Below are 21,908 nucleotides of genomic sequence, written 5' to 3' on the forward strand. Positions count from 1 at the left end.
GCCCGCGGCACCGGGTGTGCCGCGGGCCCGTCCGCGCGTGCACGCTCAGCCGACGAGGACCGCCGCGGGCGGCACCGCGACCGGTGCACCCGTCAGCAGCGACTCCTGCGCGGCGTCGGCGATGCGGGAGGCCGCCACGGCGTCCTGCGGCAGGCACAGGTCGCCGTCGACCCCGTTCACCAGGTCCACGAAGGCGGCGACCTCGGCGCGGTAGGCGGCGGCGAAGCGCTCGGCGAACGTGGTGTGCGGGGGGCCGGCGGGGAAGGTGACGCCCGGCTCGGCCGAGCGCGCGGCCAGGGCCTCGTCCATGCCGACCACCACGGTGCCGCGCGAGCCCTGCAGCTCCAGGCGCACGTCGTGCCCGGCGCCGTTGTAGCGCGAGGCCGTCACCACCGCCAGGGTCCCGTCGTCCAGGGTGCACACCGCCAGCGCGGAGTCCACGTCCCCGACGCGGCCGATCTGCGGGTCGCCGTTGTTCGAGCCGCGCGCGTACACCTGCACCACCTCCCGGCCGGTGATCCAGCGCAGGACGTCGAAGTCGTGCACGCTGCAGTCGCGGAACAGCCCGCCGGAGGTGGCGATGAACTCCACCGCGGGCGGCGTGACGTCGCAGGTGACGGCGCGCACGGCGTGCAGCCAGCCCAGCTCGCCGGCGTCGAAGGCGCGCTTGGCCTCGCGGTAGCCGGGGTCGTGCCGGCGCTGGTGGGCGATCCGCACGACGCCGCCGCGCGCTGCGAGGTGCTCCAGGACGGGCAGCGAGCGCGCCACGTCCGGGGCCACGGGCTTCTCGCACAGCACGGGGACCCCCGCCTCGACGCCGGCGCGGATCAGCTCCGGGTGCGCCGCGGTGCCGGCGGCGACGACGAGGCCGTCGATCCCGCTGCGCAGCAGCGCCTCCACGTCGTCGGCCACGACCACCCCGGCGCCGTCACCGGGCAGCGCCGCGGCGACCGCGCGCGCCTGCGCGGGGACGGCGTCGGTGAGGGTGAGGGTCCCGACGCCGGGCGTCGCCACGATGTTCGCGGCGTGCATCGCGCCGATGCGGCCGACGCCGACCAGGCCGAGGTGCAGATCGGGCACGGGGACCTCCAGGGGAGCGGGAACGGGTGTTGGACCGGTCCAACGATCGCTAGGGTGGAGGTCTGGACCTGAGGTGTCAAGGCACCCGGCGGTGGTGGGGAGGCGGACGTGGCGCGGGGACGTGCGGGTGGTGCGGCCAGACCCACGATCCGCAGCGTCGCCGAGCGCGCCGGGGTGTCCAAGTCCCTGGTCTCTCTGGTGCTGCAGGGCTCGCCCCGGGTCGGCGAGGAGAGCCGCCGCGCCGTGCTGGCCGCCGTCGAGGAGCTCGGCTACCGCCCCGACCCGGCCGCCCGCAGCCTCGCCGAGCGGCGCACCCGCACCGTCGGCGTCGTCCTCGACGACCTGCGCAACCCCTGGTTCGTGGACCTGCTGGACGGGCTGCGCCCCGTCCTGACCGCGGCGGGCCTGCGCCCCGTGCTGGCCGACACGAACGCCGAGCCCCGCGCCGCCGGCGACCTCGTGCGGCTGCGCGTGGACGGGCTCGTGGTCGTCGGCACCCGCGACGACGTCACCGCCGTCGAGGAGGCCGCCGCGGCCGTGCCCACCGTCCTGGCGGGCACCCGCGACGCCCTGGGCGCGCCCGCGGACCTCGTCGCCGACGACGGCGAGGCCGGGGTGCGGCTCGTCGTCGAGCACCTCGCCGCGCTCGGGCACCGCCACCTCGCGCACGTCGCCGGGACGGGCGCCGTCGGAGCGCTGCGCCGGGACGCCTTCGAGCGCGCCGCGGGCGCCGGCGGCCTCACCGCGACGGTGGCGGCCGCGGACATGACCGAGGACGGCGGCCACCGCGCCGCGCTGCGGCTGCTGCGCCGGCCGCAGCGGCCCACCGCCGTGCTGGCGGCCAACGACGTCTCCGCCCTCGGCGTGCTCGCCGCCGCCGACGAGCTCGGCCTGCGCGTGCCGCAGGACGTCTCCGTCGCCGGCTACGACGACACGTCCCTGGCAGCCCTGCGCCGCGTCTCGCTCACCAGCGTCGACAACCGCAGCCGCGAGGTCGGCCGGCGCGCCGGCGAGCTGCTGCTGCAGCGGATGGCCGACCCGGCGACCGCCCCGCGCACCGAGCTGCTGCTGCCGCGGCTGGTGCCGCGCCGCAGCACGGGCGCGCCCGCGGCGTCGCCGCCCGGCCCGCCCGACCACCGCGGCGCTCGGCCGCAGCGCCCTCAGCCGTAGTGCCGCGAGGTCGAGGCGCGCTGGGACTCCTCCAGCGCCGCGAACCTCGCCTCGGCGTGCGGCGGCAGCACCCGGCGCTCGCGCACCAGCCACGGCACCCCGCGCACCGCGTCCAGGACCCCCAGGGCGCTGGTGCGGTCGCGGGGGACCGTGCGCAGCAGGAAACCCGTGCGCCGCAGCGCAGCCGGCACCGGCCGGCGCAACCACGTGAACCACAGGGTGTTGCGCACGCCGTGCCGCCGGCGCAGCTGCGACTCGCGCAGCACCGACGCCTGGTGGTGCACCGTCAGGTCCTCCAGGTAGCACAGCTCCCAGCCCGCCGCCGCGAGGTCGGCCGCCAGCAGCTCCTCCTCCCCGCCCAGCCACAGGCGCTTCGAGAAACCCCCCACCTGCAGGAAGGCGTCGCGGCGCACCACCGACGCCCCCGCCAGGAAGCTGCCCAGCGCAGGGCCCGGCAGGCCCGGTGCGCCCCGCACGGGGGAGTCGCGCAGCTCGGCGACGATCCCGTCCTCCACCGAACCCGGCTCCACGACGATCCGGGCGGTCAGCACCGCCACGCGCGGGTCGGCGTCCAGCACGTCCGCCGCGCGCGCCAGCGAACCGGGGTCCCACCAGGTGTCGTCGTCGCAGAACGCCACGTACGGCGTGCTCGCGCTGGCCACCCCGGTGTTGCGGGCCACCGCGCCCTGGTTCTCCGGCAGCACCACCACGTCCAGGCGGTCCGCGCCCGCGCTGCCGCGCGGGTGGCGCTCGCGCAGCGCCTGCGCCGTGCCGTCGGTGGAGGCGTTGTCCAGCACGATCACGCGCGGCCGCTCCGGCAGCCGCAGCAGCCGGCCCACCGCCAGCAGCGCCTCCTCGCGCCGTTGCCACGTGATCAGCACCACCGTGACGCGCTCGTCGGGCGGCCCGGTGGGGATCGCCTCCGCCACGTCCGCGGCGCTCACGCCCCGCGCTCCGCCAGCACGCGCAGCCGCCGCTCGACCTCCGCCGAGGGGTGCCGCCGCGCCCGCAGCGCCCGCGGCAACCGCGGTGCCGCGGCCAGGACCGCGCGGCGGTGCTCGCCGCCCTCGACCAGCCACCGGGCGCTGCGCGCCGCCGCCACCGGCAGCGGCCGGCGCATCCACGCCGTCAGCAGCTCGTTGCGGCCCAGCAGCTCCCGGCGGGAGGCCGCCGGGCCGCGGCTGGGGGAGGGGTGGTGGTGCGCCACGACGTCCTCCACGTACGCCAGCCCCCACCCGGCCGCGACCAGGTCGTAGGTGAGGCGCTCCTCCTCGCCGGCGAAGAAGACCACGTCGTCGAAACCCCCCGCCGCCAGGAACGCCTCGCGCCGCACCACCGCCGTGCAGGCCAGGAAACCCAGCACGTCCGGGCCCGGCAGGTCGGGGCTGCGGCCCCACGGGGCCGAGGCCATGTCCGCGCAGATCGGGTCCAGGTCCTCCTCGGGCCCCACCAGCGTCCGCCCCGCCAGCAGCGCCAGGCGGGGGTGGGCGGCGAACACCTCCACGGCGCGCGCCAGCGCCCCCGGCGCCCACCAGGAGTCGTCGTCGGCGAACGCCACGAGTTCCGTCCTCGCGGCCCGCACCCCCAGGTTGCGGGCCGTCGCCCCCAGGTTGCGGCCCGGCTGCAGCAGCCGCAGCGGCGGCAGCCCGGAACGCTCGCGCCGCTGCGCCTCGGCCCGCACCACCTCCACGCTGTCGTCCGTGGAACCGTTGTCCACCAGCACCACCGGCGCCTCGTGGCGCGGCAGGCTGGCGCGCAGGTCGTCGGCGCGGTCGCGGGTGGCGACCACGACCGTCACGTCGGGGGTGGCGGTGGAGGCACTCACGCGCCGGACGCTAGTGGCGACACGCCGCGGCGCGTGCGGCGGGGTCGGCGGGCGTGTCGGCCCCCGGGGTGGTTGCATCGCCCCCGTGACCGAGACCCCGCGCGAGACCACCCACGCGGCGGAGGCCGCCTCCGCCCCCTCCGGGACCCTGGACGTGCGGCGCTTCTCCCGAGCCGTGGTCACCGGCGGCGCGGGCTTCCTCGGCAGCCACCTGTGCGAGGCGCTGCTGGACGCCGGGGTCGAGGTCGTCTGCCTGGACAGCTTCCTGACCGGCGGGCCCGGCAACGTCGAGCACCTCACCGACCGCCCCGGTTTCACGCTGCGCCGCTGCGACATCACCGAGTACGTGCACGTGCCCGGGCCCGTCGACCTGGTGCTGCACTTCGCCTCCCCGGCCTCCCCGGTGGACTACCTCAAGCTGCCGCTGGAGACGCTGAAGGTCGGTGCCACCGGCACCTGGCACGCCCTGGGCCTGGCCAAGGACAAGGGCGCGCGGTTCCTGCTGGCCTCCACCTCCGAGACCTACGGCGACCCGCAGGTGCACCCCCAGCCCGAGACGTACTGGGGTCACGTCAACCCCGTCGGCCCGCGCGGGGTCTACGACGAGTCCAAGCGCTACGCCGAGGCGCTGACCACCGCCTACCGCACCACCCACGGCGTCGACACCGCCATCGTGCGGATCTTCAACACCTACGGCCCCCGGATGCGCGCCGCCGACGGCCGGGCCATCCCCACCTTCATCCGCCAGGCGCTGGCCGGTGAACCGGTCACCGTCGCCGGCGACGGGCAGCAGACCCGCTCCATCTGCTACGTCGACGACCTCGTCGTCGGCATCCTCGCCCTGGCCGCCAGCGGCCACCCCGGGCCCGTCAACATCGGCAACCCCGAGGAGCTGACCGTCCGGGGGATCGCCGAGGACGTCATCCGCGCCGCGGGGTCCCGCTCCGGCATCCGGTTCGTGCCGCGCCCGCAGGACGACCCGCAGGTGCGCCGCCCCGACACCACGCTGGCGCAGACCCTGCTGGGCTGGAAGCCGGAGGTCGACTGGGCCGAGGGGCTGCGCCGCACCGTGGAGTGGTTCCGCGCCACGGGCGCCTGAGCGGTACCGCGCGTAGTGTCGAGGGGGTGAGCCTCGCTCCCGTCCGCCCCGTCGTCCTCGATGACCGCTTCGCCCGCGAACTGCCGGAGATGGCGGTGCCCTGGCGGGCCGAGGAGGTCCCCGACCCCCGGCTGCTCGTCCTCGACGAGGAGCTGGCCGCCGAGCTGGACCTGGACGCCTCCTGGCTGCGCAGCGCCGACGGCGTGCGGTTCCTGGTCGGCGCGGCCGTCCCCGACGGTGCCGCGCCGGTGGCGCAGGCCTACTCCGGGCACCAGTTCGGCGGGTTCTCCCCGCGCCTGGGCGACGGGCGCGCGCTCCTGCTCGGGGAGCTCACCGACCGCGCCGGCCGGCTGCGCGACCTGCACCTGAAGGGCTCCGGGCGCACGCCGTTCGCCCGCGGCGGGGACGGCCTGGCCGCCGTCGGGCCGATGCTGCGCGAGCACCTCGTCAGCAGCGCGGTGCACGCCCTGGGCATCCCCACCGCCCGGTCCCTGGCCGTCGTGGCCACCGGGCGCACCGTGCGCCGCGAGGAGCCGCTGCCCGGCGCGGTCCTCGCCCGGGTGGCGAGCAGCCACCTGCGCGTCGGCAGCTTCCAGTACGCCCGCGCCACCGGCGACCTCGACCTGCTGCGGCGACTGGCCGAGCACGCCACCGGGCGCCACCACCCCGAGGTCGCCTCGGCCGAGAACCCGCACCTCGCCCTGTTCCGGGCCGTGGCCCGCGCCCAGGCGCGGCTGGTCGCCCGGTGGATGCTCGTCGGGTTCGTCCACGGCGTCATGAACACCGACAACACCACCATCTCCGGGGAGACCATCGACTACGGGCCCTGCGCCTTCCTGGACGCCTACGACCCGGCCACCGTCTACAGCTCCATCGACCACGGCGGGCGCTACGCCTACGGCAACCAGCCCGCCGTGGCGCAGTGGAACCTCGCCCGCCTCGCCGAGGCCCTGCTGCCGCTGCTGCACGAGGACGAGGAGCAGGCGGTCGCCCTCGCGCAGGACGCCCTCGGCGACTTCCGCGAGGAGTACCACAGCGCCTGGAGCGCCGGGGTGGCGGCCAAGCTGGGCCTGCCCGGTGCCGCGGGCGAGGTGGTGCGGCCGCTGGCCGAGGAGCTGCTCGCCCTGCTGCAGGCGGACCGCGTCGACCTCACCTCGTCCTTCCGGGCGCTGGCCACCGCCGCCCGGGGCGACGCCGGACCCCTGCATCGCCACTTCCTCGACGCCGCAGCGCTCGACGACTGGCTGGGCCGCTGGCGCGCCCTGGGCCCGGACGCCGACGCGATGGACCGGGTGAACCCGGTCTACGTCCCGCGCAACCACCTCGTCGAGGAGGCCCTCGCCGCGGCCACCGACGGCGACCTCGCGCCCTTCGAGCAGCTCCTGGACGTCGTGCGGGCCCCCTTCGCCGAACGCCCGGGCCTGGAGCGCTACGCCGCCCCGGCCCCGCCGGACTTCGGCGCCTACCGGACCTTCTGCGGCACCTGAGTCGCGCCGGGGCCCGGTCGGGTTGACGCCCGGGAGCCGAGGAGTCCCCGAGGGCTGGCTCTCCGCCCGCTACCGGGTGCACCATCGCACGAGGCCGCGCAGGAGCGGGCTCCGGACGCCCGCCCTCGGGGACTCCTCGGCTCCCTCGGAACTCACCACGCGCGGTGTGCGGCCTGGTTCCTGCCCAGGTGACGTGCAGCAGGGAGGGGGCGGGTGCGGAGGCCGGCGTCCGGAGCCCGCCCTGTGCGCTCGGGCGAGGCGGTGCACCCGGCAGCGGGCGGAGAGCCGGCCGCAGCACCCGCCACCGACCAACCACCCCACCCCGTGCCGCAGCCGGGGCGAAGGGTTCAGCGCGTGAGGAACCCGGCGGCGGCGTCCAGGACCTCCGCGACGGTGATCCGCGCCAGGGTCGGGTCCACGTCCGCGCCGTGCGGGTCGCCGACGTAGTCGGTGGCCGCCGGGTCGCCGTGCCACAGCACCGCGTGCCGGTCGGCGTCGATCGCCGGGCCCCACCAGTGCGGCGGGGTCGGGCCGAACAGCAGCACCGAGGGCACCCCCAGGGCCGTGGCCACGTGCGCCGTGCCGGTGTCGCCCGACAGGACCAGGCGCGCCGAGCCCACGAGGTCCGCCAGGCCGTCCAGGTCCAGGGCGCCGCAGCGGTCCACCGCGCCCGCGGCGGCCAGCGCCGCCCCGAGCACCGCCTCGTCCGCGGTGCCCGTCACGTGCACCTCGTGGCCGGCGGCGGTCAGCTCGCCCACCACGGCGGCCCACCGCTGCACCGGCCAGCGGCGGGCCGCGAACGCCGCACCCGGGTGCACCACGACCGGCCCGCTCACCGGCGCCGGGGGCAGCGGGCGCAACCGCAGGTCCTCCGGCCCGCAGCCGGCCCCCCAGGCGGCCACCAGGCGGCACCAGCGCGCCACCTCGTGCTCGTTGCGCACCCACCCCGGCCCGTCGTACCCGTCCGTGCGGAAACCCAGCAGGGCCTCCGGGCCCGTGGCCGCCAGCGGTTCCCGGCTGGCCGGGCCGTTGCCGTGCAGGTCCACCGCCAGGTGACCGGAACCCTTCGCGGCCAGCGGCTCCAGCCCCGCGGTCACGAGGACCTCGTCGACCACGCCGCGCCGCTGCAGGAAGCCGCCGATCCCGGCCGGCGCCGCCAGCAGCAGCCGCCGCTGCGGGAACGCCCGCCGCAGCCCGCGCAGCGCCGGCACGCCCGCCAGCAGGTCACCCAGCCCCAGCGCCCGCAGCACCAGCAGGTCCGCGCCGGTCAGCTCGCGCACCTCGCCGGGAGCGCTCACGGGTGCCGTCACGAGCGTCCCGCGCCGGCCGCCAGGATCGACGTGGTGGAGCGCCCGTCCAGGTACGGCAGCAGCACCACCCGACCGCCCCAGCTGCGCACCAGTTCCGCCTCGGGCAGCTCCGCACCGCCGTAGTCGCCGCCCTTGGCCCACACGTCGGGCCGCAGCTCCGCCAGCGCCGCGCGCGGGTCGTCCTCGGTGAACACGCCCACCGCGTCCACGCTCGCCAGCGCCCGCAGCACCCGCTCGCGGTCCGCCTGGCCCACGACCGGCCGCCCGGGGCCCTTCAGCCGGCGCACCGAGTCGTCGGAGTTGATCAGGACCACCAGCGCGTCGCCCAGGCCGCGCGCCGCCTCCAGGCAGCCCACGTGCCCGGCGTGCAGGACGTCGAAGCAGCCGCCCGTGGCCACCAGCGTGCCGCCGGACGCCCGCACCCGCGCCGCGACCTCCGCGGGCGTCGCCCCGGCGGGCAGCTCGCGCACGGGTGCCGGGGCGGGCGCGAAGAACCCGTGCGTGCCGCCGGCGGCCACCCACGCCGAGGCGTCGCGCACCGCCCGCGCCAGCGCCGGGGACAACGCCCCCGTGCGGGCCACCTCCACCGCCGCGCTGGCCGCGAAGCGGTCCCCGGCCCCGCACGGGTCGCCCGTCGCCGGCACCGCCGGCAGGTGCAGCGCCTCGCTGCCCGCCGCCGCGCAGTGCGCCCCGCCCGAACCGGCGGTCACGCACACGGCGGCCACGTCCCACACCGCGCGCAGCCGCGCGGCCAGCTCGTCCGCCCGCAGCGACCCCGCGTCCGGGTGGTGCGCCGCCAGCGCCCCGCGCGCCTCCGCCAGGTTCGGCGTCACCAGCGCGCAGCCGGGCACCGGCGGTCCGCCGCGCGGGTGCGGGTCCCACACCACCGGCACCCGGCGCGCCGCCTCGCCCAGCAGGGCCCGCAGCCGCGGCTCGCGCGTGGTGCCCGCGCCGTAGTCCGACACGAGCACCACGTCGGCCGCGGCCAGCGCCTCGCCCGCCGCCGCCAGCGCGGCGCCGTCCAGCTCGCCCGGGGTGCCCGGGCCGCCGTCGTCCAGGCGCACCAGCACCTGCCCGTCGGCGCGCACCCGCGACTTGCGCCGCGTCGCCCCGGCGTGCGGCAGCGCCACCACGTCCACCCCGCGCAGCAGCGCGCGCAGGCGCCCTCCCGCGTCGTCGCCGGCCACCGGCGCCACCAGCGAGACCTCCACCGACGGGTCCAGCGCCGCCAGCAGCGCCGTCAGCCCCGCCCCGCCGGGGGACTCGCGCACGTCCTCGACGTCCACCACCGGCACCGGCGCGTCCGGGGCCACCCGGTGCACCCCGCCCAGCACCTCCCGGTCCAGCAGCACGTCGCCGACCACGACGACGCGGCGCACCGACCGCGCGGGCACCGGCTGCCCCGCCACCGGGCTCACGCGCTGGCCTCCCGCCGCGACCGCACGGCGGTCAGGTCCATCGCGCGGGTGCCGCGGGCGGCCGGCAGGTGCGCCTCCACCGCCACGCACAGCGTGTGCACCGCCATCAGGTGCCCCTCCTGGACCGCCGAGGTCGACGGCCCCGGCATCACCACGGCGTCGTCGGCCAGGTCCACCAGCGGGTTCGGCGCCGACGTCGTCATCGCCCACACCCGCAACCCGCACTCGCGGGCCCGCTCCGCCGCGCGCAGCAGGTTCGCGCTGCGCCCGCTCGCCGACAGCAGCAGCAGCACGTCACCGGGGCGGCCGTGACCCTCCACCTGCCGGGCGAAGACCTCCTCCACCCCGTAGTCGTTCGCGATGGCCGTGACCGTCGAGGTCTCCGCGTGCAACGAGATCGCCGACAGGGGCCGCCGCTCGCCCAGGAAGCGCCCCACCAGTTCCGCGGTCAGGTGCTGCGCCTCGGCGGCGCTGCCGCCGTTGCCCGCCACCAGCAGCCGGCCGCCGCCGTCGACGACCTCCACCAGCTCGCGCCCCCACCGGTCCAGCCGGTCCGCCTGGCGCTGCAGCGCCGCCAGCACCCCGCGCAGCTCACCGACGTGCTCGCGCACGTACGCCCGCGTGCCCACGACCCCGGAGCCCTCCTCCAGCAGCAGCTCGTACGCCGACTCCGTGGAAGCGGCCACCCGCGCCCAGTCGTAGCGCTCCACCGCGACCTCGCGGCCCGCCGAGCCCAGCCGAGCGGCCACCGCCGCGTCCTCGACCACCGAGCGCAGCGCCGAGGCCAGCTCCGCGGGGTCCACGTGCCCGGCACCGTCCACCGGCACCAGCCGGCCCGTCACGCCGTCGCGCACCGTGTCCAGCATCCCGCCGACCGCCGAGGCCACCACCGGCACGCCCGCGGCCATCGCCTCCAGCACCGCGATGCCGAACGGCTCGTACCAGGGCGTGGCCACCAGCGCGTCGCTGGAGGCCAGCAGCGCCGGCAGGTCCGCGGGGGAGACCCGCCCCACCAGGCGCACCCGGTCGGCGATGCCCAGCTCCACGGCGATCTTCTGCAGGCGCACCGCCTCGTGGTCGCCGTCCAGGTCGTGCGCGGCCGGGCCGCCGGCCACCACCAGCTCGGCGTCGGGCAGCGCCTCCAGCGCGCGCACCACGGCCTCCACGCCCTTGCGCGGCACCAGCCGCCCCACGCTCAGCAACCGCGTGCGGCACCCCGGACGGCGCGGGCCGACCACGTCGGCCGGCACCTCGCCCGGCTCCGCGAAGCGCGCGGTGTCCACCCCGCACGGCACCACCTGCACCCGCCGCGGCGGCGCGCCCGAGGCCCGCAGCTCGGCGACCTCGTCGCGGCACGTGGCGATCACCAGGTCCACGTCCCGGGCCAGGCGGCGCTCGGCGTCCAGCCGTCCCGGCGGGCTGGTGTCCGCGCTGCCCTGGTACCGGCGCTTGACGCTGCCCAGGGCGTGGAAGGTCTGCACCAGGGGGATCCCGTGGGCGCGCGCGGCGGGCAGCGCCGCCGTGCCGGACATCCAGAAGTGCGCGTGCACCACGTCGGGGCGACGCTGCGCGAACTCCTCGTCCAGCACCTCGGCGAACGCCGGCATGAACGGCGCCAGGTCGTCCTTGGCGACCGGCTCGGCCGGCCCGGCGTCCACGTGCACGACCTCCACGCCCGGGCGCAGCCGGGTGCGCCCGGGCAGGCCCGCCGCGTCCCGGCGCGTGTAGACGACCACCTCGTGACCGCGGTCGGCCAGCGCCGAGGCCAGTGCCGCCACGTGCACGTTCTGCCCACCGGCGTCCACGCCGCCCAGCACGGCCAGGGGGCTCGCGTGCTCGGACACCATCGCGATGCGCCGCGGCGTGCGCGCGGTTCCGGTCCCTGCGGGGGCCCTCATGCCACCACCTCCTCGAGCAGTCGGTCCCAGTCCGCCAGGAAGCGTTCCACCCCGAACGCCGCGAGGGCGTGGCGGCGCGCCGCCTCCCCGCGCTCGCGGGCCTCGTCCGGGTCGGCCAGCCACCGCCGGGCGGTGGCGACCAGCACGTCGGGATCGCTGGAGAGCACCCCCGCCGACGGGGGCACCGCCTCCGGCGCGGCCGTCGCCGGCAGCGCCAGCACCGGCATGCCGATCATCATGGCTTCGATCATCGACAACCCCAAGCTGGTCCACCGGTAGGGGTGCAGGTAGGCGCGGTGCGTCCCCAGCGCCTCGTGCAGCCGCGCCTGCGGCAGGTCCTCGTGCACGCTCAGGCCCTCGCCCGCCGCCGTGCCCGCCACCCGCTGCGCCAGCGCCCGCACGCCCATGCCGTGCAGCGCCACCGGGACCTGCTCGGCCAGGCGCAGCAGCACGTCGGTGCCCGCCACCCGCCAGCGCCGCACCGGCTCGTTGACGCTGGCGGCCAGCGAGGCGGACGCGCCCGTGTAGCGGTGACCGGGGTCGATGACGCCGTGGTCCACCAGCGTGGTGCGCGCGTCGCCGCAGTCCCAGTACAGGCGGTTGAAGCTCGTCACGTGCGCGATCGGCACCGCGCGCTGGTCGGCCAGCGGGTGCCGGCTGTCCGCCGCGCCCGCGCGCGGGGCGTCGTGCTCCACGTAGACGGCCGGCACGTCGCGGCCGGGGCGGCGGCCCGTCCAGCGCTCCACCAGCTCCAGCTCCTCGGGGCGCTGCAGCACCACCACGTCGAACTGCGCCGCACGCAGCTCCGCCACGGGCACCTCCACGGCGCTCGCGGGCCAGTCCCAGGTGCGCGCGCGCCCGCGCCCGTCCGGGCCGCGGTCGTCCACCAGCGGCAGCAGGTACTCGTGCGCGCCGGAGACGAACGCGGTCATCCACGACCCGTGCACGTGCCAGACGAGGATCCTCACAGCGTCCCTCCCGCGGGAGCGTTCTCCCGGTCGACTTCCTCCACGACCGCCCCGGGGACGGCAGGTGCCAGCGCCTCCACGGCCGCCACGACCTCCCGCGCCCCCACGCCCGCCAGGCACGGGTGCCCCGGCACCGGGCACGCGCGGGCCCGCGAACCGCGGCACGCCGCGCTCTGGTCGCCCAGCAGCACGTGCGGCACCCCGTACGGGGCCCAGCGCGCCGACGGCACGACCGGCGCGAACAACGACACCACCGGCGTGCCCACCGCGGCCGCCAGGTGCGCCGGTCCGGTGTTGCCCACGACCACGGCGTCCGCGGCGGCCAGCACGGCCGCCAGCCCCGGCAGGTCGGTGCGCCCGCCGAGGTCCACGGCGCCGGGCGCGGCCACCGCGGCGGTCAGCCGCCGCTCCCCGGGGCCGCCGGTCACCACGACGTCGCGCCCGGCGTGCCGCAACGCCTCGACGATCCCGGCGGCCTGCTCCGGCAGCGGCGCCCGCGCCGGCACCGACGCCCCCGGGTGCACCACCACGTAGGAGGCCGGCAGGCCCGGCGGCGGCGGGGCGGTCGTCAGCACCCGCAACCGGCCGTCGTCGCCCGCGGGCACCGGGAAACCGGCGGCCGCGGCCAGTTCCAGCGCCGCCTCGGCCTCGTGCGCGTCGGCGCGCGGACCGCCCTCGCGGCGGTGCCGCACGTCCAGGAGCGAGCCGGGGTAGTCCTCGCTGGTGGCGCTGATGCGCGCCACCCCCGCCAGGCGCAGCAGCAGCGCCAGCGGCAGCGGGCTCTGGTGGAACGAGGTGAAGACCACCGCCTCGTCGTAACCGCGCTCGCGCACCGCCGACACGAGGTCCTGCACCGCGGCGGGGTCCACCGCGGCGGGGGAGAACCCGCTCCACGGCGGGTCGAACACGAGCACCTCGTCCACCCCGGGCAGCAGGCGCGCCGCACCGGCCCCGGCGGGGGAGGCCAGCACGTCCACGCTCGCGCGCGCGGCCAGCGCCCGCACCGCCGGACCCGTCAGCAGGACGTCGCCGTCGTTGTCCAGGCGCGCGGCCAGCACCCTCACGAGGAACCCCCGCGGCCGGCGGCCAGGGCCAGGTCCACCGCCCCGGCGAGGTCGGCGGCCACCGCCGCAGCGGCGGCGACCTCCTCGGGGCGGGTGACGGGCGTGGGCACCAGCACGGCCCGGGCGCCGGCCGACAGCGCCGCCTCCACGTCGGCGCCGATGTCGCCGACCACCAGGCACTCCGCCGGCAGCACGCCCAGCTCCCGGGCGGCGTCCAGCACCATCCCCGGCTCGGGCTTGCGGCGCGCGGACGGCTCGTCCGGGCCGTCGGGGCAGAACTGCACCGTGTCGAAGCCGCCGACCAGGTCGGCGAGGCGGGCGTTGACCGCCTCCACCTGCGCCGTCGTCAGCAGCCCGCGCGCCACCCCGGACTGGTTGCTGACCAGGCCGGTGCGCAGCCCCGCCGAGCGCACGCGCTCCAGCGCCTCGCGGGCACCGTCCACGGGGGCCACGAGGTCCGGGTCGCCGTTGTAGGGCACGTCGTGCACGAGGGTGCCGTCGCGGTCGAACAGCACCGCGCGCACCGGCGGCGGCCACGGCGCGGGCGGGTCGCGCCGCCAGCGCAGTTCCGCGCGCACCCGGTGCCACACCGCGGCCGGCGGGATCGCGGCGCTCGTGACGAGCATGCGGCGCACCTCCGCGGCGTCGCGCGGTCCCGGTGCGATGCGCCGGTACGAGAACTCCGCCGTCAGCCCCGCCCAGGCCAGCGCGGCGACGGCCGCGGTGCGCCGGCGACCCGCCAGCGAGGCCACCACCGCGGTCGCGGCGGCCGCGGTCGTGACCACGTGCCCCGGCAGCCTGCCGACGGCCGACTGCGCGCGCTCGCGCCAGCCCGGGCCGTGCAGCGCCGACATGGTGGCGTCATCGGCGTTGCCGCGCTGCTGGCGCAGGCTGGCCAGGTCGGTGGAGGGACGCACCGGGTGCACGGCGCCGTGCTCGCCGCGCACCAGTTCCCAGCCGGCGTCCAGCACGCGCAGCGCCAGGTCGGCGTCCTCGCGGAACGCGCGCGGGAACCGCTCGTCGAACCCGGCGACCTGCTCCAGCGCGGTGCGCCGGTACGCCATGTCCGCGGTGATCCACGCCGCGTCCGCCAGGCCGGCCGTGCCGCGCTCCCAGTCGGTGGGGCGCCGGTGCTCCGGCAGCGGGACGGTGATCCGCCCCTGCACCCCGGCCACCCGTCCCGGCGCCGCGGCCAGGTCGGCCACCAGCAGCTGCGACCATTCCGGGGGCAGCTCCACGTCGTCGTCCACGAACGCGACCCACTCGCTCGCGGTGCGCCGCCAGCCGGCGTTGCGCGCCGCGGCCGGGCCGCGCCCGCCGGAGCGCACCAGGCGCACCGGCAGGCCGGCCGCGCGGGCGCGCTCGCAGGCGCGCTCGCAGGGGTCCTCGCCGCTGTCGCGGCCCCGGCGGTCGTCGACCACGACGACGAGTTCCGCAGCGGGGCCCCGCTGAGCGGCCAGCGTGGTCAGCAGGACGTCGAGGCTCGGGCGCCCCACCGTGGGGACGACGACGGAGAACCGCGGTGCGGTGGAACTCACGCGCCGTCGGCCCCGGACGCGCCCTGCTCCGCCGGCGCGGCGAAGGTGCTGCGACGCACCAGGTGCGGGCCGAGGACCAGCAGGTCCACGGGCGCGGAACCGAACAGCTCCAGCGCGTCGCGCGGGTCGTCGACCATCGGGCGCCCGGCGGTGTTCAGGCTCGTGTTCACCACCACGGGCAGGCCGGTGCGCTCCTCGAACGCGCGCAGCAGGGCCGCCACCTTCGGGGTGCGCTCGTCGTCGATCGTCTGGATGCGCGCGGTGCCGTCCACGTGCGTGACGGCCGGGATGCGCTCGCGCCACTGCGGCGCCACCTCGTGCACGAAGAGCATGTACGGGCTGGGGAACGGCCCGTCGGAGAAGATCTCCGGCGCCCGCTCCGAGAGCACCATCGGTGCCACCGGGCGGAACTGCTCACGGCCCTTGACGTCGTTGAGGCGCTCGAGGTTCTCCTTCTTGCCCGGGTGCGCCATCAGGGAGCGGTGCCCCAGCGCGCGCGGGCCGAACTCCGCCCGGCCGTCGAACCAGGCGACCACCCCGTCGGCGGCCAGCACGTCGGCGACCTCGCCGGCCAGGTCCTCGGGGGTGCTGAAGGGCAGGCGCGCGGTGCGCAGCCACTGCGCCAGCTCCTCGTCGCTCCAGGAACGGCCCAGGGCGGCGTCGTGCATCGGGACGATCGCGTCCCCGCCGTCGGCGGCCAGCTGCAGCGCGGCCCCCAGCGCGGTGCCCGAGTCGCCCGCGGCGGGCTGCACGAACACCTCCTCGAACGGCGACTCGCGCCAGATGCGGGAGTTCGCCACGCAGTTCAGGGCGGTGCCGCCGGCCATCGCCAGCACCCGGTCACCCGTCTTCCCGTGCAGCCAGGTGGCGACGTCCACGAGGGTGCGCTCGAGCACCTCCTGCACGCTGGCGGCCAGGTCGGCGTGGTCGGTGTCGCGGCGCGGGTCCCACTGCTCGCCGTCCAGCAGCCGCGGCGCCCACCGCGACCAGTCCGGGGCCTGGGCGACGAAACCGCCGTCCCCGGTGGCGTGCACGAACTCGGCCAGCTCGTCGGCGAAGCGGGGCTTGCCGTAGGAGGCCAGCGCCATGACCTTGTACTCGTCCGAGGAGTGCAGGAACCCCAGGTGCGCGGTCAGCGACTCGTAGAGCAGGCCCAGCGAGTGCGGCAGCCGCTGGCTGGCGAGCACCTCCAGCGACCCGCCGCGGTAGCGCCCGGCCAGCGAGGAGACCGCCTCGCCGCGCCCGTCGATCGTCAGCACGCTGCAGCCGCCCTCGCGCGCGGCCTCCGGGGAGGCCAGCGCCGCCGAGGCGGCGTGCGCGACGTGGTGGGGCACGTGGCGCACCTTCGCCGGGTCGAGCCCGGGCAGGGCGGTGGCCAGCGCCTCGGCGGCGCGCTCGGCGTAGCGGGTGCGGATCGCGTCGTCCGGGTCGCCCAGGTCCAGCTCGGAGCTCGGCAGCACCAGCGAGGGGTCGTACGAGTAGCCGACGAGGTCGAGGTCCTCCGGGCGCAGGCCGCCGGCCGCGAGGGCGTGCTTGATCGCCAGCTCGGGCAGCTCCCACGTCGAGTACGGCACGGGCCGCTTGCCGTGCTTGCGGCGGCTGAAGCGCTCCTCCTCCGCGGCGAAGACCACCTCGCCGTCGACCACGAGGGCCGCGGCGGGGTCGTGGAAGACGGCGTTGACGCCGAGCACGCGCATGGGGGTCGTCCCTCTCTGTCCGGGCGATCGCCCACGTCCGACGGTGTGCACCGGCGCGCGGCGAGCGCGGACCGGCCGAGCCGTAGGCTGCCAGAGGCGGCAGCCCGCTGCCCGCCAGGGGGCGCGGCGCGGCGCAGCGGAGTCGAACACAACCACAGGGGGTGCGCAGTGGCTACGGCGGGTGGTCAGGCGGTGAGCGACCGGGTCTGGACGCTGCCGAACGCGCTCAGCTTCCTGCGCCTGCTGCTCGTGCCGGTCTTCGCAGTCCTCATCGTGCGCGGCCACGACGGGTGGGCGCTGCTGGTGCTGGCCGTCAGCGGCGCCAGCGACTACCTCGACGGCCACCTGGCCCGCCGCTGGGACCAGGTCACCCGTCTCGGGCAGGTGCTCGACCCCTTCGCCGACCGGCTCTACATCTTCACCACGCTGCTGGGCCTGGCCTGGCGCGACCTGGTGCCGTGGTGGCTGGTCGTCGTGCTCGTCGCGCGCGACGTCGCGCTGGCGTGCACCGTGCCGCTGCTGGCCCGGGTGGGCCACGGCGTCCTGCAGGTGCACTTCCTCGGCAAGGCGGGCACCTTCTGCCTGCTGTACGCCTTCCCGCTGCTGCTGCTGGGCGAGGTCAGCCCGCTGCTGTCGGCGGTGGCCGGCGCGGTCGGCTGGGCCTTCGCCCTGTGGGGCACCGGGCTGTACTGGTGGGCGGGGGTGCTGTACCTGCAGCAGGTCGCCGGGCTGGTGCGGGCGGAACGGGCGGCGGGCGGGGCGTGAGCGGGACCGCCCCGGGAGCGCCGGCGTCGCGGCGGCGCCCGGACGCCAGCATGAGCCTGCTCACCGAGGTGATGCAGCGCCCCGTCGACCCCGGCTACGCGGCCGCCGCCGAGCGCCGCCGCGCCGCCGGCGACCCCCGCCCGGGTCGCCCCCGCGCGCTGAGCGCCGTGGCGGCCCTCGTCCTGGGCACGCTGCTGGCCGTCGCCGGCGTGCGCGCCGCGGTCGGCGCACCGAAGGCCGACCGGGGCCGTGCCGAGCTGCTGGAGCGCGTGGAGGCCGCCACCGCCCGCGCCGACGCCCTGGCCGCCCGGGCGGCGCAGCTGCGCGGGGACAACGCCGCCCTGGCCGAGCGCCTGGGCGGGGACCCGGCCGCGGCCGCCGGCGCGGTCGCCGACGCGCTGGCCGTCGCGGCCGCCGCCGTCCCGGTGAGCGGACCCGGTCTGGAGGTGACGCTCAGCGACGCCGCGCCGGACCCCGTGCAGGTGCAGGGGGCCGGCGCCCCCGGGCGCGTGGTGGACCGCGACCTGCAGACGCTCGTCAACGGGCTGTGGCTGGCCGGGGCCGAGGCCGTCGCGGTCGACGGGGTGCGGCTGTCCTCGCTGTCGTCGATCCGCGCCGCCGGGGAGGCCGTCCTCGTCGACTACCGCCCCCTGACCCCGCCGTACCGGGTCAGCGCCGTCGGCGCGCCGGCAGCGCTGCAGACCGGCCTGGCCACCTCGGTGGCGGGCCGCTACCTGCAGGTGCTGCAGGACAACTACGGCATCGGCGTGGACGTGCGCACCGCCTCCGCGGAGGACCCGCTGGTGCTGCCGGCCGCCGGACGGCTGCAGCTGCGGGTGGCCCGGCCCCCGACCGGGGACGGCGCGGCGGGCGCGGCCGGCGGCGGGACGGCGGGTAGCGTTCCGGCGGCCGGCGCCGGCGCGCTGGACGGGCAGGAGCCGGACGAGCGGGGAGGGGTGCCGTGATCGCGGCCGTGGGGCTGCTGGTGGGGGTCGTCGCCGGGGTGCTGCTGCACCCGGAGGTGCCCGTCGCCCTCCAGCCGTACCTGCCGATCGCCGTGGTCGCGGCCCTCGACGCCGTCTTCGGGGGGGTGCGCGCCGTGCTCGACGGCATCTTCGACGACCGGGTGTTCGTCGTCTCGTTCCTGTCCAACGCGGTGGTGGCCGCCCTCATCGTGTACCTGGGCGACCAGCTGGGCGTCGGCTCGCAGCTGTCCACGGGCGTCGTGGTCGTCCTGGGCGTGCGCATCTTCTCCAACGCCGCGGCGATCCGCCGGCACCTGTTCAAGGCGTGAGCGCGCTCCGGTGAGCACCGCCCCCGCCCCCCGACCGCCCGGCGCCTCGCCGTGGCGGCGCCTGTGGCGCGCGGCGCGCCCGCGGGCCACCCGGGCCCAGCTGCTGGCCGGGGTGCTGTGCGCCGCGCTGGGCTTCGGCGTCGTGGTGCAGGTGCGCCAGACGGACGTGGCGGGCCTGGCCGACCTGCGCGAGAGCGACCTGGTGCGCATCCTGGACGACGCGGGCGAGCGGGGGGACCGGCTGGCCGAGGAGGTCCGCGAGCTGGAGCGCACCCGCTCGGAGCTGACCGCCGGCACCGACTCCGCCGAGGCCGCGGCGCGGGCCGCCGAGCAGCGCGCGCTGGAGCACGGGCTGCTCGCCGGCACCGTGCCCGCGGTCGGCCCGGGCATCACGGCGACGATCACCGACCCCGCCGGCGAGGTGGGGGCCGCGCAGTTCGTCAGCCTGGTGCAGGAGCTGCGCGACGCCGGTGCCGAGGCGGTGCAGGTGGGGGACGTCCGCGTGGTGGCGAGCACCGCCTTCCAGTCCCCGCCTGCGGGCAGCGGGCCCGGTGTCGTGGTGGACGGCACCCTGCTGACCCCGCCCTACGAGGTGCGCGTCGTGGCCGACCCGCAGACCGTCTCGACGGCGCTGGACATCCCCGGCGGCGTGCGGGAGTCGTTGCGGCAGCTGGGGGCGGAGCTGTCGGTGCGCACCTCCGAGGAGGTGCGGGTGAGCGCCTTGCACGCCGTCTCCAGCCCTCAGTACGCTCGCCCGGCGTCACCGGGAGCCGCCGCCGGGGACGAGTGACCGGCAGCGGTCGACGGCCCGGGGCGCCCGTCCCGCCGGCCCCCCCACGACGAGGAGCGAGACGCCCCATGGCCTCCAGCGTGCCCGAGGACCTGCGCTACACCGCCGAGCACGAGTGGGTGCGCGTCGAGGAGGACGGCACGGTCCGCGTCGGCATCACCGACCACGCGCAGGGCGCTCTGGGCGACGTGGTGTACGTGTCCCTGCCCGCCGAGGGCGAGGCCGTCACGGCCGGCGCGGCGTGCGGCGAGGTGGAGTCCACCAAGAGCGTCAGCGAGGTCGTGGCCCCCGTCAGCGGGGTCGTCGCCGCGCAGAACCCCGGTCTGGAGACGCGCCCGGACCTGGTGAACTCCGACCCCTACGGCGAGGGCTGGATGTTCACCGTCACCCCCTCCGGCGACGCCCAGCTGGACGGGCTGCTCGACGCGCAGGCCTACCGCGCCCACCTGGGCTGACCCGCGCCGGCCCGCCCGGGCGGGGCGGGGGCGCGCCCGGACGGGTGGCGTGCACGGGGAGTGTGGAGCCGGTCGCAGGCCCCGGCTAGGGTGGCGATCAGCGTCAGGAGCGGGGACCGTCCCGCGGCGGTGTGCCGGGCGGACGGTCGTCCGCGGTGTTGCGAGAGGTGGTGCGATGTCTCCGTCGGGCACGTCCCCGGACGAGGGGACGACCCCCGGGCCGGGCGCGGACGAGCGTCCCGCCGATTCGACGATGTCCTTCGCGGGACTGGCCGTCCCGGAGGTCCACGAGGCCGTCGAGGGGGGCCTCAGCAGCGAGGACCTGGCGGCGGTGGAGGCGCTGCCCCGCGGTTCCGCGCTGCTGGTGGTGCGCCGCGGCCCCAACGCGGGCGCGCGCTTCCTGCTGGACGCCGAGCGGACCTCGGCCGGCCGGCACCAGGCCAGCGACATCTTCCTGGACGACGTCACCGTCTCGCGCCGGCACGCGGAGTTCGTGCGCGCCCCCGACCCCGTGAGCGGGCCGGGTTTCCGGGTCCGCGACGTCGGCAGCCTGAACGGGACCTACGTCAACCGCGAGCGCATCGACGACGTGCTGCTGCGCCCCGGGGACGAGGTGCAGATCGGCAAGTACCGCATGGTCTACCACCCCAGCCCGCAGTCGTCGGCGGCCGCGGCCGGTGGGGGCGGGCGGTCGGCGTGAGCGCGGCGGCCTCGCGGGCGGCCTTCGACCCGGACGCGCCGCGCATGACGATCGGCGAGGTGATGGCGCTGCTGTCGCCGGAGTTCCCCGACGTCACCATCTCCAAGATCCGCTTCCTGGAGGAGCAGGGGCTGGTGGAGCCGCGGCGCACCGCCGCGGGCTACCGCAAGTTCTCCTCCTCGGACGTGGACCGGCTGCGGTACGTGCTCTCCGCCCAGCGCGACCACTACCTGCCGCTGCGCGTCATCCGGGAGAACCTGCACGCCATCGACCGCGGGCTGCAGCCCCCGGAGCAGCCCGGCGCGGCTCCGCGCGTCCCCGACGCGACGGGTGCGCCGTCCGTGGAGCGCTTCGACGGCAGCGCCGCCCGGTTGCGGCTGACCCGCGCCGAGCTGCTGCGCGAGAGCGGCGTGGACGGCGAGCTCCTGGACGCGCTGGAGGGCTTCGGCGTGCTGGGGCCGGCCCCCGGCGGGCCCTGGTACGACGGCGAGGCTCTGGAGGTGCTGCGCGCGGCCGCCACGCTGGCCGGGCACGGCATCGAGGCCCGGCACCTGCGCGTGTTCCGCTCGGCGGCCGACCGGGAGGTGGCGCTGGCCGAGCAGGTGGCGGCCCCCCTGCAGCGGCAGCGCTCCGCGGACTCGGCGGACCGTGCCGAGCACGTGGCGCGCGAGATCGCGGCGGCGTGCCTGCGGCTGCACACCGCGCTGGTGGCCGGGGCCCTGAGCCGCATCACGGGCTGAGCGGGGCGCGCCGCGCGCCACGTGCCGGGCGCCGCCCCCCTGCGGCGCCGGAGAGGGGTACGGTGAAGGCGTGCGTGCGCTCGATGTCATCGGCGTCCGGGTCGAGATGCCCTCCAACAACCCCATCGTGCTGCTGCGTGAGCGCGACGGGGACCGCTACCTGCCGATCTGGATCGGCGCGCCGGAGGCCAGCGCCATCGCCTTCGCCCAGCAGGGCGTGGTCCCACCGCGCCCGCTGACCCACGACCTGCTGAAGGACGTGATCACCTCCCTGGGCCGCACCCTGGAGGAGGTGCGCATCGTCGAGGTGCGTGACAACGTCTACTTCGCGGAGCTGGTCTTCGACGGGGGCGCGACGGTCAGCTCGCGCACCTCCGACGCGATCGCCCTGGCGCTGCGGGTCGGCTGCCCGATCGTGGGCGCCGACGAGGTGCTGGACTCCGGTGGCGTGCCGGTCCCCGACGAGGACGAGGACGAGGTGGAGAAGTTCCGCGAGTTCCTCGACCACATCACCCCGGAGGACTTCGAGTCCGGTTCGGGCCCGGATCGGTGAACGGCGCGCCGCGCGCCTCGTTGACGCTCCGCGGGTGCGACTCTACGGTCAGTTGAC

21 protein-coding genes and 1 pseudogene are annotated in these 21,908 nt (G+C 77.6%); 11 read left to right on the forward strand and 11 right to left on the reverse strand.

What is annotated here, in order from left to right; genetic code table 11:
- Positions 1-45 precede the first annotated feature (45 nt).
- A complete protein-coding gene (locus ACRYM0_RS07165) occupies positions 46-1,080 on the reverse strand; it encodes a Gfo/Idh/MocA family protein (RefSeq protein ID WP_432503505.1) in 1,035 nt (344 codons plus the stop codon).
- A 108-nt stretch (positions 1,081-1,188) separates the two neighbouring features.
- On the opposite strand from ACRYM0_RS07165, the gene ACRYM0_RS07170 reads away from it, so the two are divergent.
- Complete coding sequence (locus tag ACRYM0_RS07170; RefSeq protein ID WP_432503507.1) at positions 1,189-2,250, forward strand: LacI family DNA-binding transcriptional regulator; 1,062 nt, start codon at positions 1,189-1,191, stop codon at positions 2,248-2,250.
- On the opposite strand, the gene ACRYM0_RS07175 is transcribed toward ACRYM0_RS07170, so the two are convergent.
- Positions 2,241-3,194: a glycosyltransferase family 2 protein gene (locus ACRYM0_RS07175; RefSeq protein ID WP_432503509.1), complete on the reverse strand. Its 954-nt coding sequence runs from the start codon at positions 3,192-3,194 to the stop codon at positions 2,241-2,243. The genes ACRYM0_RS07170 and ACRYM0_RS07175 overlap by 10 nt on opposite strands.
- The gene (locus ACRYM0_RS07180; RefSeq protein ID WP_432503511.1) at positions 3,191-4,075 is read right to left on the reverse strand and encodes a glycosyltransferase family 2 protein; all 885 of its coding nucleotides are present in this window, start codon (positions 4,073-4,075) and stop codon (positions 3,191-3,193) included. The genes ACRYM0_RS07175 and ACRYM0_RS07180 overlap by 4 nt, the downstream gene beginning before the upstream one ends.
- 148 nt (positions 4,076-4,223) lie before the next feature.
- On the opposite strand from ACRYM0_RS07180, the gene ACRYM0_RS07185 reads away from it, so the two are divergent.
- Complete coding sequence (locus ACRYM0_RS07185; protein WP_432503588.1) at positions 4,224-5,174, forward strand: UDP-glucuronic acid decarboxylase family protein; 951 nt, start codon at positions 4,224-4,226, stop codon at positions 5,172-5,174.
- A 26-nt stretch (positions 5,175-5,200) separates the two neighbouring features.
- Positions 5,201-6,661 (forward strand): protein adenylyltransferase SelO, encoded by a 1,461-nt coding sequence (locus tag ACRYM0_RS07190; RefSeq protein ID WP_432503513.1) that lies wholly within the window; start codon positions 5,201-5,203, stop codon positions 6,659-6,661.
- A gap of 347 nt (positions 6,662-7,008) precedes the next feature.
- Here ACRYM0_RS07190 and ACRYM0_RS07195 read toward each other — a convergent pair whose 3' ends face one another.
- The 8 genes and pseudogenes from ACRYM0_RS07195 to ACRYM0_RS07230 all read right to left on the reverse strand — a co-directional run bounded on the left by ACRYM0_RS07195 (position 7,009) and on the right by ACRYM0_RS07230 (position 16,554).
- Complete coding sequence (locus ACRYM0_RS07195; RefSeq protein WP_432503515.1) at positions 7,009-7,959, reverse strand: glycosyltransferase family 9 protein; 951 nt, start codon at positions 7,957-7,959, stop codon at positions 7,009-7,011.
- Between the two features lie 8 nt (positions 7,960-7,967).
- Positions 7,968-9,389: a PfkB family carbohydrate kinase gene (locus ACRYM0_RS07200; RefSeq protein WP_432503517.1), complete on the reverse strand. Its 1,422-nt coding sequence runs from the start codon at positions 9,387-9,389 to the stop codon at positions 7,968-7,970.
- Positions 9,386-10,018, reverse strand: a complete 633-nt coding sequence (locus ACRYM0_RS07205; protein ID WP_432503590.1) for a D-sedoheptulose-7-phosphate isomerase — start codon at positions 10,016-10,018, stop codon at positions 9,386-9,388. The genes ACRYM0_RS07200 and ACRYM0_RS07205 overlap by 4 nt, the downstream gene beginning before the upstream one ends.
- Positions 10,007-11,287 (reverse strand): annotated as a pseudogene (locus ACRYM0_RS07210) (glycosyltransferase); the annotation flags it as partial. The gene ACRYM0_RS07205 and the pseudogene ACRYM0_RS07210, both read right to left, overlap by 12 nt.
- Positions 11,284-12,255 (reverse strand): glycosyltransferase, encoded by a 972-nt coding sequence (locus ACRYM0_RS07215; RefSeq protein ID WP_432503520.1) that lies wholly within the window; start codon positions 12,253-12,255, stop codon positions 11,284-11,286. The pseudogene ACRYM0_RS07210 and the gene ACRYM0_RS07215, both read right to left, overlap by 4 nt.
- Complete coding sequence (locus ACRYM0_RS07220; RefSeq protein ID WP_432503522.1) at positions 12,252-13,319, reverse strand: glycosyltransferase family 9 protein; 1,068 nt, start codon at positions 13,317-13,319, stop codon at positions 12,252-12,254. The genes ACRYM0_RS07215 and ACRYM0_RS07220 overlap by 4 nt, the downstream gene beginning before the upstream one ends.
- The gene (locus ACRYM0_RS07225; protein ID WP_432503524.1) at positions 13,316-14,857 is read right to left on the reverse strand and encodes an HAD-IIIA family hydrolase; all 1,542 of its coding nucleotides are present in this window, start codon (positions 14,855-14,857) and stop codon (positions 13,316-13,318) included. Before ACRYM0_RS07225 ends, ACRYM0_RS07220 begins: the two co-directional genes overlap by 4 nt.
- Entirely contained in the window at positions 14,854-16,554 is a 1,701-nt protein-coding gene (locus ACRYM0_RS07230; RefSeq protein ID WP_432503526.1) for a carbamoyltransferase family protein, read from the reverse strand. The genes ACRYM0_RS07225 and ACRYM0_RS07230 overlap by 4 nt, the downstream gene beginning before the upstream one ends.
- Positions 16,555-16,746: 192 nt before the next feature.
- Here ACRYM0_RS07230 and ACRYM0_RS07235 point away from each other — a divergent pair, with 192 nt between their 5' ends.
- The 8 genes from ACRYM0_RS07235 to ACRYM0_RS07270 all read left to right on the forward strand — a co-directional run bounded on the left by ACRYM0_RS07235 (position 16,747) and on the right by ACRYM0_RS07270 (position 21,851).
- Positions 16,747-17,319, forward strand: a complete 573-nt coding sequence (locus ACRYM0_RS07235; RefSeq protein ID WP_432503528.1) for a CDP-alcohol phosphatidyltransferase family protein — start codon at positions 16,747-16,749, stop codon at positions 17,317-17,319.
- A 50-nt stretch (positions 17,320-17,369) separates the two neighbouring features.
- The gene (locus ACRYM0_RS07240) at positions 17,370-18,284 is read left to right on the forward strand and encodes a DUF881 domain-containing protein (protein ID WP_432503530.1); all 915 of its coding nucleotides are present in this window, start codon (positions 17,370-17,372) and stop codon (positions 18,282-18,284) included.
- Positions 18,281-18,613: a small basic family protein gene (locus ACRYM0_RS07245; RefSeq protein ID WP_432503532.1), complete on the forward strand. Its 333-nt coding sequence runs from the start codon at positions 18,281-18,283 to the stop codon at positions 18,611-18,613. The genes ACRYM0_RS07240 and ACRYM0_RS07245 overlap by 4 nt, the downstream gene beginning before the upstream one ends.
- A 10-nt stretch (positions 18,614-18,623) precedes the next feature.
- On the forward strand, positions 18,624-19,403 hold the full coding sequence (locus tag ACRYM0_RS07250; RefSeq protein ID WP_432503534.1) for a DUF881 domain-containing protein: 780 nt from the start codon (positions 18,624-18,626) through the stop codon (positions 19,401-19,403).
- 68 nt (positions 19,404-19,471) lie between these two features.
- Positions 19,472-19,858: a glycine cleavage system protein GcvH gene (gene gcvH, locus ACRYM0_RS07255; RefSeq protein WP_432503536.1), complete on the forward strand. Its 387-nt coding sequence runs from the start codon at positions 19,472-19,474 to the stop codon at positions 19,856-19,858.
- A 175-nt stretch (positions 19,859-20,033) separates the two neighbouring features.
- Positions 20,034-20,558, forward strand: a complete 525-nt coding sequence (locus tag ACRYM0_RS07260) for an FHA domain-containing protein (RefSeq protein ID WP_432503538.1) — start codon at positions 20,034-20,036, stop codon at positions 20,556-20,558.
- A gap of 44 nt (positions 20,559-20,602) precedes the next feature.
- Positions 20,603-21,298 (forward strand): transcriptional regulator FtsR, encoded by a 696-nt coding sequence (gene ftsR / locus ACRYM0_RS07265; protein ID WP_432503592.1) that lies wholly within the window; start codon positions 20,603-20,605, stop codon positions 21,296-21,298.
- Positions 21,299-21,368: 70 nt separating this feature from the next.
- Complete coding sequence (locus ACRYM0_RS07270; RefSeq protein ID WP_432503540.1) at positions 21,369-21,851, forward strand: bifunctional nuclease family protein; 483 nt, start codon at positions 21,369-21,371, stop codon at positions 21,849-21,851.
- Positions 21,852-21,908: the final 57 nt, after the last annotated feature.

It is taken from the genome of Kineococcus arenarius subsp. arenarius, from assembly GCF_050871845.1.
Classification (GTDB): domain Bacteria; phylum Actinomycetota; class Actinomycetes; order Actinomycetales; family Kineococcaceae; genus Kineococcus.